General features: G+C 72.2%; 12 protein-coding genes. 8 read left to right on the top strand and 4 right to left on the bottom strand.

The window, feature by feature from the left end; all coding sequences use genetic code 11:
* Positions 1 to 50: 50 nt before the first annotated feature.
* Positions 51 to 1,211: a cystathionine gamma-synthase gene (locus tag AOM46_RS07055; RefSeq protein ID WP_062207111.1), complete on the top strand. Its 1,161-nt coding sequence runs from the start codon at positions 51 to 53 to the stop codon at positions 1,209 to 1,211.
* 95 nt (positions 1,212 to 1,306) lie between these two features.
* On the opposite strand, the gene AOM46_RS07050 is transcribed toward AOM46_RS07055, so the two are convergent.
* Positions 1,307 to 1,894, bottom strand: a complete 588-nt coding sequence (locus tag AOM46_RS07050; protein ID WP_078856560.1) for a MarR family winged helix-turn-helix transcriptional regulator — start codon at positions 1,892 to 1,894, stop codon at positions 1,307 to 1,309.
* A 106-nt stretch (positions 1,895 to 2,000) separates the two neighbouring features.
* On the opposite strand from AOM46_RS07050, the gene ilvA reads away from it, so the two are divergent.
* The 4 genes from ilvA to AOM46_RS07030 all read left to right on the top strand — a co-directional run bounded on the left by ilvA (position 2,001) and on the right by AOM46_RS07030 (position 8,876).
* Positions 2,001 to 3,215, top strand: a complete 1,215-nt coding sequence (gene ilvA / locus AOM46_RS07045; RefSeq protein ID WP_062207110.1) for a threonine ammonia-lyase — start codon at positions 2,001 to 2,003, stop codon at positions 3,213 to 3,215.
* A gap of 189 nt (positions 3,216 to 3,404) precedes the next feature.
* Positions 3,405 to 4,454 (top strand): ATP-binding cassette domain-containing protein, encoded by a 1,050-nt coding sequence (locus AOM46_RS07040; protein ID WP_062207108.1) that lies wholly within the window; start codon positions 3,405 to 3,407, stop codon positions 4,452 to 4,454.
* 2 nt (positions 4,455 to 4,456) lie between these two features.
* Positions 4,457 to 5,320 carry an ABC transporter permease gene (locus AOM46_RS07035; protein ID WP_234313714.1) on the top strand — a complete coding sequence of 288 codons (864 nt, stop codon included), beginning with the start codon at positions 4,457 to 4,459 and terminating at the stop codon, positions 5,318 to 5,320.
* A 268-nt stretch (positions 5,321 to 5,588) separates the two neighbouring features.
* On the top strand, positions 5,589 to 8,876 hold the full coding sequence (locus AOM46_RS07030) for a tetratricopeptide repeat protein (protein WP_062207107.1): 3,288 nt from the start codon (positions 5,589 to 5,591) through the stop codon (positions 8,874 to 8,876).
* A 751-nt stretch (positions 8,877 to 9,627) separates the two neighbouring features.
* On the opposite strand, the gene AOM46_RS07025 is transcribed toward AOM46_RS07030, so the two are convergent.
* On the bottom strand, positions 9,628 to 9,843 hold the full coding sequence (locus AOM46_RS07025; protein WP_062207106.1) for a hypothetical protein: 216 nt from the start codon (positions 9,841 to 9,843) through the stop codon (positions 9,628 to 9,630).
* Between the two features lies 1 nt (position 9,844).
* On the bottom strand, positions 9,845 to 10,720 hold the full coding sequence (gene mca / locus AOM46_RS07020; RefSeq protein WP_062207104.1) for a mycothiol conjugate amidase Mca: 876 nt from the start codon (positions 10,718 to 10,720) through the stop codon (positions 9,845 to 9,847).
* Between the two features lie 230 nt (positions 10,721 to 10,950).
* Here mca and AOM46_RS07015 point away from each other — a divergent pair, with 230 nt between their 5' ends.
* The 3 genes from AOM46_RS07015 (at position 10,951) to AOM46_RS07005 (ending at position 13,119) form a co-directional block, all read left to right on the top strand.
* Entirely contained in the window at positions 10,951 to 11,367 is a 417-nt protein-coding gene (locus tag AOM46_RS07015) for a DUF4307 domain-containing protein (protein ID WP_062207102.1), read from the top strand.
* A 196-nt stretch (positions 11,368 to 11,563) separates the two neighbouring features.
* Positions 11,564 to 12,061, top strand: coding sequence for a transcription elongation factor GreA (gene greA, locus AOM46_RS07010; protein ID WP_062207100.1), 498 nt, complete (start codon positions 11,564 to 11,566; stop codon positions 12,059 to 12,061).
* Between the two features lie 326 nt (positions 12,062 to 12,387).
* The gene (locus AOM46_RS07005) at positions 12,388 to 13,119 is read left to right on the top strand and encodes a restriction endonuclease (protein WP_234313666.1); all 732 of its coding nucleotides are present in this window, start codon (positions 12,388 to 12,390) and stop codon (positions 13,117 to 13,119) included.
* Positions 13,120 to 13,126: 7 nt separating this feature from the next.
* On the opposite strand, the gene AOM46_RS07000 is transcribed toward AOM46_RS07005, so the two are convergent.
* Positions 13,127 to 14,383 carry an MFS transporter gene (locus tag AOM46_RS07000; RefSeq protein ID WP_062207098.1) on the bottom strand — a complete coding sequence of 419 codons (1,257 nt, stop codon included), beginning with the start codon at positions 14,381 to 14,383 and terminating at the stop codon, positions 13,127 to 13,129.
* Positions 14,384 to 14,733: the final 350 nt, after the last annotated feature.

Below are 14,733 nucleotides of genomic sequence, written 5' to 3'. Positions count from 1 at the left end.
AAGGGCGATCCCGGGCTTCCACACCACGGTAAGGCCACTACCGTGGACCCATGAACGAGCAGCACTTCGGGCAGCGATTCGAGACGTTGGCCATTCACGCCGGGCAGGAGCCCGACGCGCTGACCGGGGCCGTGGTCCCGCCCATTCACCAGGTGTCCACCTACAAGCAGGACGGGGTCGGTGGGCTGCGCGGCGGCTACGAGTACAGCCGCTCCGCCAACCCCACGCGCACCGCGCTGGAGGAGAACCTGGCCGCCCTGGAGGGCGGCGTCCGGGGTCTCGCCTACGCGTCGGGGCTGGCCGCCGAGGACTGTGTGCTCCGCACCATGCTGCGGCCCGGCGACCATCTGGTGATCCCGAACGACGCCTACGGCGGCACCTTCCGGCTGGTCGCCAAGGTGGTCGAACGGTGGGGCGTCGCCTGGTCCGTGGCCGACACCTCGGACCCGATGTCCGTCAGGGCCGCACTGCGTCCGGAGACCAGGGCGGTCTGGGTGGAGACCCCGTCCAACCCGCTGTTGGGCATCACGGACATCGCCCTGATCGCCGAGCTGGCGCACACCGCCGGCGCCCGGCTGGTGGTGGACAACACCTTCGCCAGCCCCTATCTCCAGCAGCCGCTGGCGCTGGGCGCCGATGTGGTGGTGCACTCCACCACCAAGTACATGGGCGGCCACTCCGACGTGGTCGGCGGCGCGCTGGTCACCTCGGACGCGACGCTCGGCGAGGAGCTGGCGTACCACCAGAACGCGATGGGTGCGATCGCGGGGCCGTTCGACTCCTGGCTGGTGCTGCGCGGGATCAAGACGCTGGCGGTGCGGATGGACCGGCACTGCGCCAACGCGGCGCGGATCGCGGAGATGCTGGCGGCGCACCCCAAGGTAGCCGATGTGCGCTACCCGGGGCTGCCCTCGCATCCGGGGCACGAGACCGCGGGCAAGCAGATGCGGGACTTCGGCGGCATGGTGTCCTTCCGGGTCGCGGCCGGGGAGGAGGCTGCGGTCGCGGTCTGCGACCGGACCGAAGTCTTCACGCTGGGCGAGTCGTTGGGCGGCGTGGAGTCCCTGATCGAGCACCCGGGCCGGATGACGCACGCCTCGGCGGCCGGCTCCGCACTTGAGGTGCCGGCCGATCTGGTGCGGCTGTCGGTCGGCATCGAGTCGGTGGACGATCTGCTCGCCGACCTCGGCCAGGCGCTCGCCCAGGTCTGACCGGATCAGGTCCGACTGGATCCGATCGGCCCCGGCCTTGTTCCGGCCCGGTCTTGACCGGAACCCGCTCGGATCGGAGTCGATCGGCTCTCTGACTATCGCCGGTTGCCCTCGCCGTCGCGGCCGTGGAAGCGGGAGATGGCTCCGTTGAGACGGGCCAGGAGCGTGTGGAAGTCCGCGCGTTCCTGGCCCGTCCAGTCCTCCGTGAGCAGCGCCACCAGGGCGCGGCGCGAGGCGCGGACCTCGTCGAGGCGCTGTCGTCCCGGCGGCGTCAGCCGCAGCAGCACGGCGCGCCCGTCCTCCGGGTCGGCCGCGCGGCGCACCAGTCCGGCGTCCACGAGCGGGGCGACCTGTCGGGTGACGGTGGAGGAGTCGATTCCCATCGCGGCGGCCAGCGCCTTGACGCCGGCGGGGCCGCCCTGGTCCAGGCGGCTGAGCAGCAGATAGGCCGCCCGATCCATGGAGTTGCGGGCCGGGCCGAGGCCGCCGAGCCTGGTCTGCTCGGCGCGGCGGGCGAACACCGCGACCTCGTGCTGGAAGGCGTCCAACAGCGTCGCGTCCCGGTCGGTCGGGGGCTGACCGGTCGGCGGCGTGGGTGGGATGGGGGAGGAGGAAGGGGAGGGGGAGGTCGGGGAGGGGTTGCCGGGGTGCGGGTCCTGGGGAAGGGAGGCTTCAGGCGTCATGTCCGTCTGAGGTAGCGGGAGGCGGGCCGTGCGGCGCCCTGATGTGGGCCATAGCGTAGCGCCGGCCGGAGCGGCCGACTCCCGCGATGCCTGACAGACTGGGGCCATGCCCACGCCCCACCGGCCCACCCTGGAGGATGTGCTCGCCGCCCGGAAGACGCTCGCCGGGATCACCCGGGTGACCGCTCTTGAGGGCAGCCGTTACCTGAGCCGTCTGACCGGCCATCCCGTGCTGTTGAAGTGTGAGAACCTCCAGCGCACCGGTTCGTTCAAGCTGCGCGGTGCCTACAACCGGATCGCCGGGCTCTCCGCCGCCGACCGGGAGCGCGGCGTGGTGGCGGCCAGCGCCGGCAACCACGCGCAGGGCGTGGCCCTGGCCGCCTCCTTGCTCGGCGTCACCTCGACGGTGTTCATGCCGGTGGGGGCCCCGCTGCCCAAGGTCGCCGCGACCCGCGACTACGGCGCCCGGGTGCGCATGGAGGGCCAGCTGGTGGACGAGACGCTCGCCGCCGCCACGGCCTATGCCAGGGAGACGGGGGCGGTCTTCATCCACCCCTTCGACCACGCCGATGTGGTCGCCGGGCAGGGCACGTTGGGCCTTGAGGTGCTGGAACAGTGCCCCGAGGTGCGGACGGTGGCGATGAGCGTCGGCGGTGGCGGTCTGATCGCCGGCGTCGCGCTGGCGATCAAGGCGCTGCGGCCCGATGTGCGGATCGTCGGCGTGCAGGCCGAGGGTGCCGCCGCCTACCCGCCGTCGCTGGCCGCCGGCCGCCCGCTCTCCCTCCCCGGCGCCGCCACCATGGCGGACGGCATCCGGGTCGGCCGGCCGGGCGATGTGCCGTTCGAGCTGGTCGCCGAGCTGGTGGACGAGGTGCGCACGGTGTCGGAGAGCGCGCTCTCGGCGGCGCTGCTGCACTGCCTGGAGCGGGCGAAGCTGGTGGTCGAGCCGGCCGGCGCGGCGCCGATCGCCGCGCTGCTCACCGAGCCCGACACGTTCGAGGGCCCGTTGGTCGCCGTGCTCTCCGGGGGGAACGTGGACCCGGTGGTCCTGGAGCGCTCGCTCCGGCACGGGATGGCCGCCGCCGGCCGCTATCTGTCGCTGCGGCTCCGACTCCCCGACCATCCGGGGGCGTTGGCCGCGCTGCTCGGGGTGCTCTCGGCGGTGGACGCCAACGTGCTCGCGGTCCACCATGTGCGGACCGACCCGAGGCTGGGGGTGAGCGAGGTGGAGGTCGAGCTGTGGCTGGAGACCAAGGGACCGCGCCACTGCGACGAGGTGATCGTGGCCCTCCGGGAGGCGGGCTACGTCGTGCTCTCGTAGGAACTTTTCTCCGTTCGTTTCCCACCTCTTGACCGCCGGGGCGCACGCTTTGACACGCGCGCCGTGCTTCACTCCCATCACAACTACTCGCCCGGAAAGCTCTATCGCGATACATCGCGACAGTTCTAGACTGGCGGCGCCGTCACAATCGGGCGCCCCTGACCCTGCAGCCCACTTTGGAGAAGACACATGCCAGCCGCCATTTACGCCGAGGGTCTGGTGAAGACCTTCGGCGATGTCCGCGCGTTGGACGGCGTGGACATCGAAGTCCCCGAGGGGTCGGTGCTCGGCCTCCTCGGCCCGAACGGCGCGGGAAAGACCACCGCCGTGCGGGTGCTCACCACGCTGCTCCAACCCGACAGCGGGCGAGCCGAGGTGGCGGGCATCGACGTCTGCGCCCATCCGGGCGAGGTGCGCCGCTCCATCGGGCTCTCCGGGCAGTTCGCCGCCGTCGACGAGTATCTGACCGGCCGGGAAAACCTCCAGATGGTCGGTCAGCTCTACCAGCTCACCGCCCGCGACGCCAAGCGGAGAGCCGCCGAACTGCTCGACCGGTTCAACCTCGCTGACGCCGCCGACCGCACCGCCAAGACCTACTCCGGCGGCATGCGGCGTCGGCTGGATCTCGCCGCCGCCCTGGTGATCAGCCCGCCGGTGATGTTCATGGACGAGCCGACCACCGGGCTCGATCCGCGCAACCGCCAGGGACTGTGGGCGGTGATCGAGGAGTTGGTCGCCGGCGGCACCACCCTGCTGCTCACCACCCAGTATCTGGAGGAGGCCGACCACCTCGCCGACACCATCGCGGTGGTCGACCACGGCAAGGTCATCGCCCGGGGCACATCGGACGAGCTGAAGAGCCGGAGCGGCGGCGACGTGGTGGAGGTCGTGGTCCACGACCGGGCCCATATCGAGCCGGCCGAGCGGGTGCTCAGGCGCCTCGGCGACGGCGACACCACGCTGGTCGAACACACCCGCAAGCTCAGCGTGCCGGCCGCCGGCGGCGCCAAGCTGCTGGCCGAGGTGATCCGCGAGCTGGACGCCCAGGGCGTGGAGATCGACGACATCGGGCTGCGCCGCCCCACGCTGGACGATGTGTTCATCTCGCTGACCGGCCATGGGACGGGGGACGCCGAGGCGTCCGAGGGGATCAAGCCCGAGCCCGGGGCCGCGGAGTCCGGTGCGGGTTCGGACCGGGCAGACAAGCGTTCCGGCACTGCCGGCGAGGAGGAGAAGTGAGTATCACCGCGACGGACCCCAGCCCCAAGCCGGTGGCCCGGCCAAGGGATCGGGTCTCCTTCCGGCAGAGCTGGCGGGACTCCATGGTGGTCGCCAAGCGCAACCTGCTGCGGATGCTGCGCATCCCCGAGGTGGTGATCTTCGGCCTGGTCCAGCCCATCATGTTCGTGGTGCTGTTCAGCTATGTCTTCGGCGGCTCCATCGCCCTGCCGGGCGCCGGCACGGACTCGGGCGCCTACCGCGAGTTCCTGATGGGCGGCATCTTCGCCCAGACGGTCACCTTCGCCACCGCCGGCGCCAGCGCCGGCATCGCCGAGGACATGCAGAAGGGCATCATCGACCGCTTCCGGTCCCTGCCCATGGCCAGGGGCGCCGTCCTCACCGGGCGCACGTTCGCCGATCTGGTGCAGACGGCGGTGATCCTGCTGGTGCTGGCCATCGTCGCTCTGCTGGTCGGCTGGCGCGTCCACGACGGGATCCTCAACGCCATGGCCGGCTTCGGCCTGTTGCTGCTGCTCGGTTACGCCTTCACCTGGATCGGCGCGCTGATCGGCCTCTCCGTCCGCACCCCGGAGGCAGCCACCTCCGGCGGCCTGGTCTGGCTGTTCCCGCTCACCTTCGTCTCGGTGGCCTTCGTCCCCTCGGAGAACATGCCCTCGGCGCTGCAGCCCGTCGCCGAGTGGAACCCGTTCAGCGCCACCGTGGTGGCCACCCGGGATCTCTTCGGCAACCTGCCCCCCGACTACCAGGTGCCGGACGTCTGGCCGATGCAGCATCCGGTGCTCGCCTCCGTGCTGTGGTCGCTGGCGATCATCCTGCTCTTCCGCACGCTCGCCGTCCGGAAGTACAAGCGGGCCTCCTCCTGATCCGGCCGCCCGCGCACGCCCCCCGACGGCGTACTCGTCGCCCTCGGCCCCCGCACGGCCGAGGGAAGTGCCCGCGTTCCGCGACATACCGGTAACGACTTGGTCGAATTCGGCGTGACACCCCGTCGGGCGGGGCAGGCGATCTCTCCGGGTCATGACCACGCACTCGGAACTGCCTTACGCCCAGGGGTGGATCACCGCCGGCCGCACGCCGGCGGAAGGCCGGCGGACAGGACGAGCAACAACGGGGAACGGGGAGGGCACGCGCATGGCGGTGGAGACGGCGACGCTCGACGAACGACACCGGACGGAGGTTGACCGACTGCTGGAGCGGGCGGTCCAGGAGGAGGCGCGCCGTTCGGCGGGCCGCTCCTCGGCCGACCAGCTCCTGCAACGTGCCCGCGCCTCGATCGACGAGATCGTCCGCCCGGCACGCGAGGAGTACACCGCCTTTGTCGAGGCCGAACGGGAGGCGGCGCCCAGCCGGCTCGCCGACCGCTTCGCGCCCCGGGTGCTGGGCGGCCTCGCCGCGGCCGTCGGCGCGGCCGCCGTCGCCACCGTGCTGCTGGTCGGCTCCCTCAACGACTCGGCGAGCACCGCCTTCGGCGACGGCGCCATCGTGGCCGCCGCCGCCGTGCTCGGGTTCGTCCTCCAGGCCCTGCTCGCCCACTTCTGGTCCGCCGAACGACAGGCCGGCAACCGCCACCAGCCGGGCGGCGTCGACCAGTTGCGGCTCGCCTGGCTGACCGCCGTGGAGGTGCGGGGCATCCGCCCCTATCTGGAGCAGCAGCGGGCCGTCGCCCCACGCCGCCGCCAACTCCGCGCCGACCGCGGCACCAACCGCCAGCGCCCCAGGGACCGGTCAGCCGAGGCCCGTGGCCGCGCGGTGATCGGCAAGTCCTTCGACCGACTGGCCGATCTGGAACGCCCGTTCATCGGCCGGCGCAGCCAGCTCACCCAGATCGTCCAGTGGGTCAACCGCGACCGCGCCAGCAGCGACGCCCACCCCACCGTGGTCGTGCTGCACGGCGCCTCCGGCTCCGGCCGCACCACGCTGGCCAGTTGGGCCGCCCTGGAGACCCGCGAGCAGTTCCGCGGCGCCTGCCTGGTGGACCTCAGGGGCCAGAGCCAGGATCCCCTCCCCACCAGGGACGCCGTTCTGCACCTGATGAACCGTCTGGGCGCCCCCAGGGACCAGCTGCTGTTCCGCGACGGCGCCGGCCGGGCCGCCGACGCCCAACAGCTCGGCCGGCTCGTCGAGCGCTACCAGCAGCACCTCACCGACCTCCCGGTGGTGCTCATCCTGGACGACGCCACCGACGCCGAGCAGGTCTGCACCCTGATCCCGGCCCGCTCCCCCTCCCTGGTGCTGGTCACCGCTGCCGAACCGCTGGACATCCGGCCCTCGTTCCCCGCCTCGGTGCACCAACTGCCCATCGACGCCCTGGACGACGAGGCGGCCGAGGAGCTGCTGCGGGCCTCCATCACCGACGGCGGCCGCATCGGCCCGGGGCCCAGGGACGACACCAGCTGGCGCCGGATCAACGAACTGTGCGCCGGCCGCCCCATCCTGCTCCGGCTCGCCGGCTCCGCGCTGGACGCGCGGTCCCCCGGCGCCGTCGCCGACGATCTGGCGGCCTTCGAAGCCCCGGCCGCAGCCGGCGAGGCGCCGGCCGACCCGGCCGAGCGCGTGCTGGGGCTGCGCTACGCCGACCAGCCCGAGACCGGGCGCCGGCTGCTGCGCCGACTGGCGCTGGCCGGCCGCGCCAGCCTCGGCGCCCGCGCGGCCGCCGCCCTGCTGGACGTCGGCCAGCAGGAGGCCGCCGGGCAGCTGGAGTCGCTGGCCCAGGCGGGGCTGCTCCGCCGGGTGCGGGGCAACCGCTACCGCCTGCACGAGCTGGTGCGGAGGTTCGCCCGCGCCAGGATGTACGAGGAGGACAGCGACCGGCAGGTCTCCGCCGCCCAGGAACGCCTGATCCGCAGCTATGCCGAGCTGGCCGACACGGTGATCCGCCTCGTCGACGGCAAGACGTCCACCCGCGCCGATCTGCTGCCGGCCGCGGCCGGTGGCCATGGCTTCACCTCGCTGGACGCCGCGCTGCGCTGGCTGGACGACGAGACGAGTTTCATCACCTCCACGCTGCGCTACGCCGACGAGCGAGTGGACCGCCAGGCCGTGCAACACCTGCTGGGCGCCCTCTGCGACTACTGCCTGCTGCGCGGTGACCTCTACCGCCTGGGCGAGCTGAACGAGCTGGCGGAGGCGGTCAACCAGGGCCTGTTGACGCGTTCCGTGCGCTGGCGCACCGGTGTCGCGGCGCGTCAGCTCGGCGAGTTGGACAAGGCACGGTCCACGCTCACCTCGGTCGTCACGCTGTACCAGCAGGCCCACCACGACGCCGGCGCCGCCCGTGCCCTGCGCGATCTGGGCATCACCCTGCAACACCAGGGGCAACTCCAGGACGCCGGCGAGAAGTTGCGCCAGGCCCTGGAGCTGCAACAGGCCGAGAACCTGGCCGGCGACCGGGCCTGGACGCTGCACGCGCTGGCCGCGACCGAGCGGGAGCGCGGCCGGGTGTTCTCGGCCCGCCGGCTCCTCGCCGAGGCCCTGCCACTGCACCAGAACAGCGGCAGCGTGCACGGTGAGGCATGGACACGCTTCCAGCTCGGCCAGACCATGCTCTGGCAGGGCCAGCTGCGCGACGGCGAGCGCGAACTGCGCCTGGCGCTCGACCTCTACGAACAGTCCCGCGATGTGCGCGGGGTGGCCTGGGCGATGAGCGAGCTGGGGCTGGCCCGCGTCCACGACGGCGAGAACGCCACCGCCGTCGACGAACTGCGCGCGGCCCTGGCCCGACACCAGGAGACGGAGGACGCGCGCGGCGAGGCATGGACCCTCTACTACCTGGGCCAGGCCCTGGAGGAGACCGGCGACGCCACCGGCGCGGTGCGCACCCTGGAGCGCGCCCGCACCATGTTCAACCGCATGCGGGACGTCTACGGCCTGGCCTGCACCCGACACCACTCGGCCCGCGTCACCCGCGACATGCGCGCCGACAGCACGGGCTCGCTGCGCAACAGCGGCTTCGCCCGCCAGCTGCTCACCGACGCCCGCCGGGACTTCCAACGGATCGGAGTCGCCCAGGGCGAGGCGTGGTCCGCCCTCGAACTGGCCGTGATCGAGGCCGGAAACGAACGCCCGGGCGAGGCACTACGGCTCAGCGACGAGGCGCTGGCGCTCTTCACCGCCGGCTACGGCGGCGAGGGGCCCGACCGACGCGGCGCGGACTGGGCACAGTTCCTGCGCTGCACGCTGCTTCCGCTGGCCTCGCCGGGCGGCTCCGAGGTCGGCCAGGCCGTCGCCCAACAGGAGCTGGCCGAGCTGGCCGACGCCGACCACCCGTCCCGCGACCCCCGCCTCGCGGACGCGGCCCACACCTATGCGCTGATGCTGGAACGCGGCCAGGGCCCCGAAGACGGCTGGCCGGCCTGGCGCCTGGGCCTGGTCCCCCAAAGAGCGGCCCGAGACACCATCGGCGTCACCCCCCACCCGTAGCCGCCCCCACTGCACCGTGCCCGGCGGGCCCGGCGCCAAGAGGCTGACACGCTGCTCCACGCCCCCGTCCTGCCGTCCCGGGCACGACACGGCCGGCTCCGCATCGCGTCCCGGCGTCCGGCTTCCCCAACCTCCCACCCCGTCGTCCCGACGTCGGCGCATCCGCGCCATGGCCGGCTTCGCCGGGCCCGGCCACCTGCGGGTCCGCTTCGGCGCCCCCGCACCGACGCGGCCGGCCCGCCACCCCACGGCTCCCGCCCCGCCGTCCCGGGTGCGGCGCGGCCGGGCCCGCTGCTCGCCACCTGGGCCGCGTCCGGCCTGGTGACTCCGCGCGGCTTCCGTCCCCCGGGTCTCCCGGGCTCTGGCGGGGCGTCCCGGCCTGAGCCGGACGTGACTCGATGCCGGTCTCCAGCCGCCCCGACCCGATCTCCCGGCGGGTACTGTTCCGCGATGGCGGCCCGCCCGCCCGCCGATACGGCGGCTCCGGCTCGGTCGCCCCGGAGTCCAGCGGCGCCGAACTGCCCCGGTCCGCCCGCGCCGAGGCAGGTTCTGCCGCCGATGTGTGCGGGCCCCGGCAGTCCGTGGTACCCCGATGCCCCGAGACCTTGATACGTCGTGCCCGCGTCTTGCAGGCCCTGGCACGCCAGGGCCTGCAAGACCCGGCCGCTGCCTCAGCCCGGCGCGGGCAGCGCACCGCGCATGCCTCAGCTCCGCGTGGCCCGGGCCACGCGGAGCGGTGCGGGCGGAGTGGTCAGGAGGCGGCGGCGGAGGAGGCGGTCGCCGCCTCCTCCGCGCTGTCCTTACGGCCCTGGTTCTCCTCGAAGTCGATCTTGCCGAGGTGCCGGCTCATCGACTTCAGCAGGATCCAGACGCCCACGCCCAGCACCGCGAACACGATGAAGCCCAGCACACCGGGGGTCACCGTGTACTCGTTCAGCTCCTTGGCAAGCGGCAGTACGTCAGTCATGTCATCGATTCTCGCGGATGCCCGCGAACAGGTCGGACTCGGGTAGCGAGGTGTCGACGAGGGAGCGGGCCAGCTCGAAGTCCTCGGTGGGCCAGACCTCCTGCTGGACGTCCATCGGGACCCGGAACCAGCCCCCGTCCGGGTCGATCTGGGTGGCGTGCGCGATCAGCGCCTTGTCCCTGATGGGGAAGAACTCCGCGCAGGGCACCCGCGTGGTCAACTCCCGCTCGGGCATGGAGGATTCCTCCCACCGCTCAAGCCACTCCGCGTAGGGGGACTCAAGCCCCCGCGCCAGCAGCCCCTCGTGCAGGGCCACGGTCCGCGCCCGGTTGAAGCCCTGGTTGTAGTAGAGCTTCAACGGCTGCCAGGGCTCGCCCGCGTCCGGGTAGCGGTCGGCGTCGCCGGCGGCCTCGAACGCCACCATGGTGATCTTGTGCGTCATGATGTGGTCGGGGTGCGGATAGCCACCGTTCTCGTCATAGGTGGTGACCACCTGCGGCCGGAACGAACGGATCAGCCGCACCAGCGGTTCGGCCGCCTCGTCCACGTCCTTGAGGGCGAAGCACCCCTCGGGCAGCGGGGGCAGCGGGTCGCCCTCGGGGAGGCCCGAGTCGACGAAGCCGAGCCATTCCTGCCGGACGCCGAGGATCTCCCTCGCCTCCGCCATCTCCTTGGCCCGCACCTCGTGGATGTTCTTCTCGATATAGGGGTCGCCCTGGAGTTTGGGGTTGAGAATGGAGCCGCGTTCGCCCCCCGTGCAGGTGGCGACCAGCACCTCGACGCCCTCCGACACGTACTTGGCCGTCATCGCGGCGCCCTTGCTGGACTCGTCGTCCGGATGGGCGTGCACCGCCATGAGTCGCAGTTGCTCTGTCAAGGCTCGGTCCTCGTCGCTCGATCCTGGTCGTCTCTGCCTCGGAGACGCCTTCTATAGTGACGGATGGAGTGTGCGGTGGTATTCCGCGCCTTCGGTGCCGATCCGGGCCCCCGAGGGTGCGGGGGCGAGGGCCGTGACACCATGGCGTCGGGCCGGTATCGGCCCGCCGAAGCCGGACGGCCGAGGGAAGCCACGGGATCCGCCAGGACGCGAGGAAACGAGGAGAGGGCATGGCGCAGGCGCCGACCGAGTTGCCCGAGGGGCGCTACGGCCGCTCCACCTCGAACGACGCGCGGACCGACCGTAGGCTCAAGCTGGTCGGCCTGGTGCTGGGCGTCGCGCTGGTGGCCTTTGTGGCCTGGGCCGGCGTCTCGTACATCACCGAGCAACGGGTCTCCGGCGAACTGACCGGCTTCGAGGTGATCTCCGACGAGGAGATCGACGTCCGGGTCGCCGTCCGCAAGCAGGTCGATGCGGTCGGGGTCTGTACCGTGCGGGCCCAGGCGGAGGACGGTCTGGAGGTCGGGCGGGGACAGATCCGCTTCGACGAGCCGGACGACAGCCTGCACGGTTCCGTCACTCTGCGTACTCTGGAGCGCGCCACCTCGGCCGAGCTGACCGGCTGCACGACGGCCGACGAGGACTGACCGGGCCCGGCGCGGCGCGCCGGGGGAGGGCGGGACCGCCCCCTGGTTTGTCCGGGTGCGCGCAGGGTAATGCTTCCGCACATCGACCGTTTCGTTGTTAGAGTCGATATTTCGATCGATCGATCCGCCCGCCCAGGAGCGCACATGTCTGGGACGGGCCTTGTTTTTATCCCCTCTTGCTACCCGAGGAGCACCTGTGACGCAGACCAGCGACACTGTCACCTGGCTGACCCAGGAGGCGTATGACCAGCTCAAGGCGGAGCTGGATCAATTGTCGGGTCCTGCCCGCGTCGAGATCGCGAAGAAGATCGAGGCGGCGCGTGAAGAGGGCGATCTCAAGGAGAACGCCGGCTATCACGCCGCCAAGGAAGAGCAGGGGAAGATGGAGGCGCGGGTCCGGCAGCTGACGCAGCTGTTGGAGACGGCGCAGGTCGGCGAGGCCCCGGCGGACACCGGGGTGGTGGCCCCCGGCATGGTGGTGACCATCGCCTTCGACGGCGACGAGGACGACACGATGAAGTTCCTCCTGGCTTCCAGGGAGTTCGCCACCTCCGACATCGAGACCTACTCGCCGCAGTCGCCGTTGGGCGGTGGGGTGTTGGGCAAGAAGGTCGGACAGGACGCGGAGTACGAGTTGCCCAACGGCAGCGTCGCCAAGGTCAAGGTCCTGGAGGCCAAGCCCTACCAGGCATGATCCTGGGGCGGGGACGTGGCCGATCGGCCGAGCGCCGAGCCCTCCCCCTGTCGCCCCAGTGAGCCGAGCCCGGCGGACCGACGGCCCTGACCTCCACGGAGGTTCAACGAGGCCCGCCGCCGGGAAGCGGTTCCACCAGCCGCCGAGCGCGCCGACGCCGGCGGCCGTTGATTGATCCCGCGGGTGAACACATCCCGGCGGCCCCCGTCTGACCTGTCGACGCCTCGCGTTGACGCGCGTCCGGCCGGGGCCGCCGGCCTCTTTACCCGTGGCGGTCGAGCCGTCACGCTGGGGTGACTGGCCGTCCGCCCAGAGGAGTCGACACCGTGGCCAACCGACGTTCCGGCCGACGTTCCCAGCGCACGCCCCGGCGGGGCCCGCTGGTCGGCGGCGGGCTTCTCGTCGCCTTATGCCTCGTCAGCTGGGGCTGGCTCGCCGTGTGGGCTATCGGCCTGCTGGCGGGAGCTGCCGCCCTGTCGTGGTGGGGGTGGCGGGCGCACCGTCATGCGGTCGCCGGCGAGCGGGAGTGGCGCCGCCAGGACGCCGTCCTGGCGAACAACCGCTCCCTCGCCGATGTCGACGAGCTCTCCGGCACCCAGTTCGAGGAGTTGGTCGCCGCCCGGCTGCGCGCCGACGGCTGCACCGAGGTGGAACGGGTCGGCGGCGGTGGGGATCAGGGGCGGGATATCGCAGGACAACTCCCCGACGGCCGCGGCATGGTCGTCCAGTGCAAGCGCTACGCGCCCCACCGGGCCGTCGGCGCCCCCGCGATGCAGCGGCTGCTGGGCACCAGAACGCATTTCGCCGCAGATATCGCGCTGTGCGTCACCAACACCCGATACACCGCGCAGGCCGTGGAGTTCGCCCGCGCCAACGGCATCGCCCTGGTCCACCGCGACCTGTTGGGCCCCTGGCTGGGCGGCGCCCGGCTCGACACCCTGATCGAGCTGAACGGAGCCGGCCTCGGCGATCGGCGCCATCTCCGTGTCTGGCGGCGCGCCTACGGGGACGGCCCCCGCCGCAGGCGCACTCCACGCCCCGGGACTCCGACGTCTTGACGGCCCCTCATGGTGCCGCGCCGTCGGGCGTGGGCCGGAGGGACGGGACGGTCCGCACCGTGTCGGCCGTGGGCTCGTTGGCGGCGGCCCTTCTGGTGGCGATCAGCAGTCCGACAGCGGCCGACGCCATCGCCGCGCCGATCAGCAGGAGCAGGAGGCGATAGGGAAGGACGGCGATCAGCGCGGCGCCCAGGGCCACCGACCCCGCCATGGGCACGTTGAACAACATGCCGAGCGCGGCATACGCGCGGCCCTGTACCTCCCTGGGCGTCAGGCGCTGGAGCAGGGTCACCGCGCCCACCGTGATCCAGGGGATGCCGAACCCGAACAGCACCGTGGCCGGCAGCACCAGCCACGCGGTGGACGCGGCCGTCAGCCAGATTCCTGGGCCGCACACGGCGAGGCCGGCGACGACCGTGGGCGCCTCGCCTATCCGTCTGATCGTGGCGGCCGCCGTCAGGCCGGCTATGACGGCGCCGAGCCCCTGCGCCGCCATCAGGACACCGACGAACGCGGCGGGGCGTCCCAGCCCCTCGTCCACGACGGCGAAGACGACGGACTCCGTGAAGCCGAACACCGTCAGCGCCAGGCAGCAGGCCACGACGATCCGGCGCAGCGGCGGCACGGCCGTCAGATGGCGTATGCCGCCCAGCACTTCGTGCCGGAACCCCTCGCCCCCTGGGCGCTTGCCCGGCTTGGGCTCGTGGTGCCGCACGGTGCACTGGAGCAGGGCGGCCAGGGCGAAGAGCGCGGCGACGACGAGGACGACGCTGGTCGGGCCCAGCGCCGCATAGGCGCCGGCGCCGACCAGAGGGGCCAGCAGCCGCAGCGCCTCGCGGACGGTGGAGAGGACACCGTTGGCGTCCGGGAGCCGGGGCTTCGGGATCATGTCGGCTATCAGCGCGGACTGCGCCGCGTTGATCAGGCTGCCGACGAGCCCGTAGACGAACATCACCGTGTATATGAGCCACAGTTGACCCCGGTCCTGGACCAGGAGCAGAAGGAGGACGAGGGCCGCGAGGGTCGCGTCCGCCGCGATCAGCAGCCGTCTGCGGCGCAGCCGGTCCACCAGCACGCCCGACAGGGGAGCGCCCAACGTGCCCAGGATGTAGGCGAAGGCCACGAGGCCGGCCGCCGAGTTGCTGCCCGTCAGTTCGCGGGCCCAGATGCCCATGGCCAACCACAGGGAGCTGGTGCCCAGCATGGCGAGCGTCTGGCTCGCCATATAGCGCCGGAAAACGGGCAGGCCGAGGATATGCGCCATCGACAGTTCTCCTCACCGGGAATCGGATGATCGGTGAGCCGACCGGCGACATCCCCCCGCCGTGCCACCCCGGGTCCGTGCACACGGTGCCCGACCGGGGTGGCCCTCACCTGACAACAGCCATCATGTCACGCTCCGTAATCGTCTGTCACCCCCCGACACCGAACCCGTGTCCGATTCGGCCACCTCGTCACCGTTCGCCACCGCCGGGTCCCAGGCGTTGAACCGGGCTACGGCGACCGGGATTTGGCGGAAAATCATCTGCGACTCATGGGGCTGATGGTGAGAGCGTGGTAAGGACCACTGTGATCAACGGGGCGCGTTCCGCGTCGAGGTGAGTTCGTCCGCCT

The organism is Streptomyces sp. NBRC 109706 (assembly GCF_000974485.1).
In the GTDB taxonomy this organism is placed as follows: Bacteria; Actinomycetota; Actinomycetes; order Streptomycetales; family Streptomycetaceae; genus Streptomyces.
This window is presented reverse-complemented; position numbering and strand designations above follow the sequence as displayed.

Bases quoted from the DNA above. Each gene is read 5' to 3' on its own strand.
- AOM46_RS07055 (WP_062207111.1), top strand. From the start codon at position 51: ATGAACGAGCAGCACTTCGGGCAGCGATTCGAGACGTTGGCCATTCAC.
- AOM46_RS07050 (WP_078856560.1), bottom strand. From the start codon at position 1,894: ATGACGCCTGAAGCCTCCCTTCCCCAGGACCCGCACCCCGGCAACCCC.
- ilvA (WP_062207110.1), top strand. From the start codon at position 2,001: ATGCCCACGCCCCACCGGCCCACCCTGGAGGATGTGCTCGCCGCCCGG.
- AOM46_RS07040 (WP_062207108.1), top strand. From the start codon at position 3,405: ATGCCAGCCGCCATTTACGCCGAGGGTCTGGTGAAGACCTTCGGCGAT.
- AOM46_RS07030 (WP_062207107.1), top strand. From the start codon at position 5,589: ATGGCGGTGGAGACGGCGACGCTCGACGAACGACACCGGACGGAGGTT.
- AOM46_RS07025 (WP_062207106.1), bottom strand. From the start codon at position 9,843: ATGACTGACGTACTGCCGCTTGCCAAGGAGCTGAACGAGTACACGGTG.
- AOM46_RS07015 (WP_062207102.1), top strand. From the start codon at position 10,951: ATGGCGCAGGCGCCGACCGAGTTGCCCGAGGGGCGCTACGGCCGCTCC.
- AOM46_RS07000 (WP_062207098.1), bottom strand. From the start codon at position 14,383: ATGGCGCATATCCTCGGCCTGCCCGTTTTCCGGCGCTATATGGCGAGC.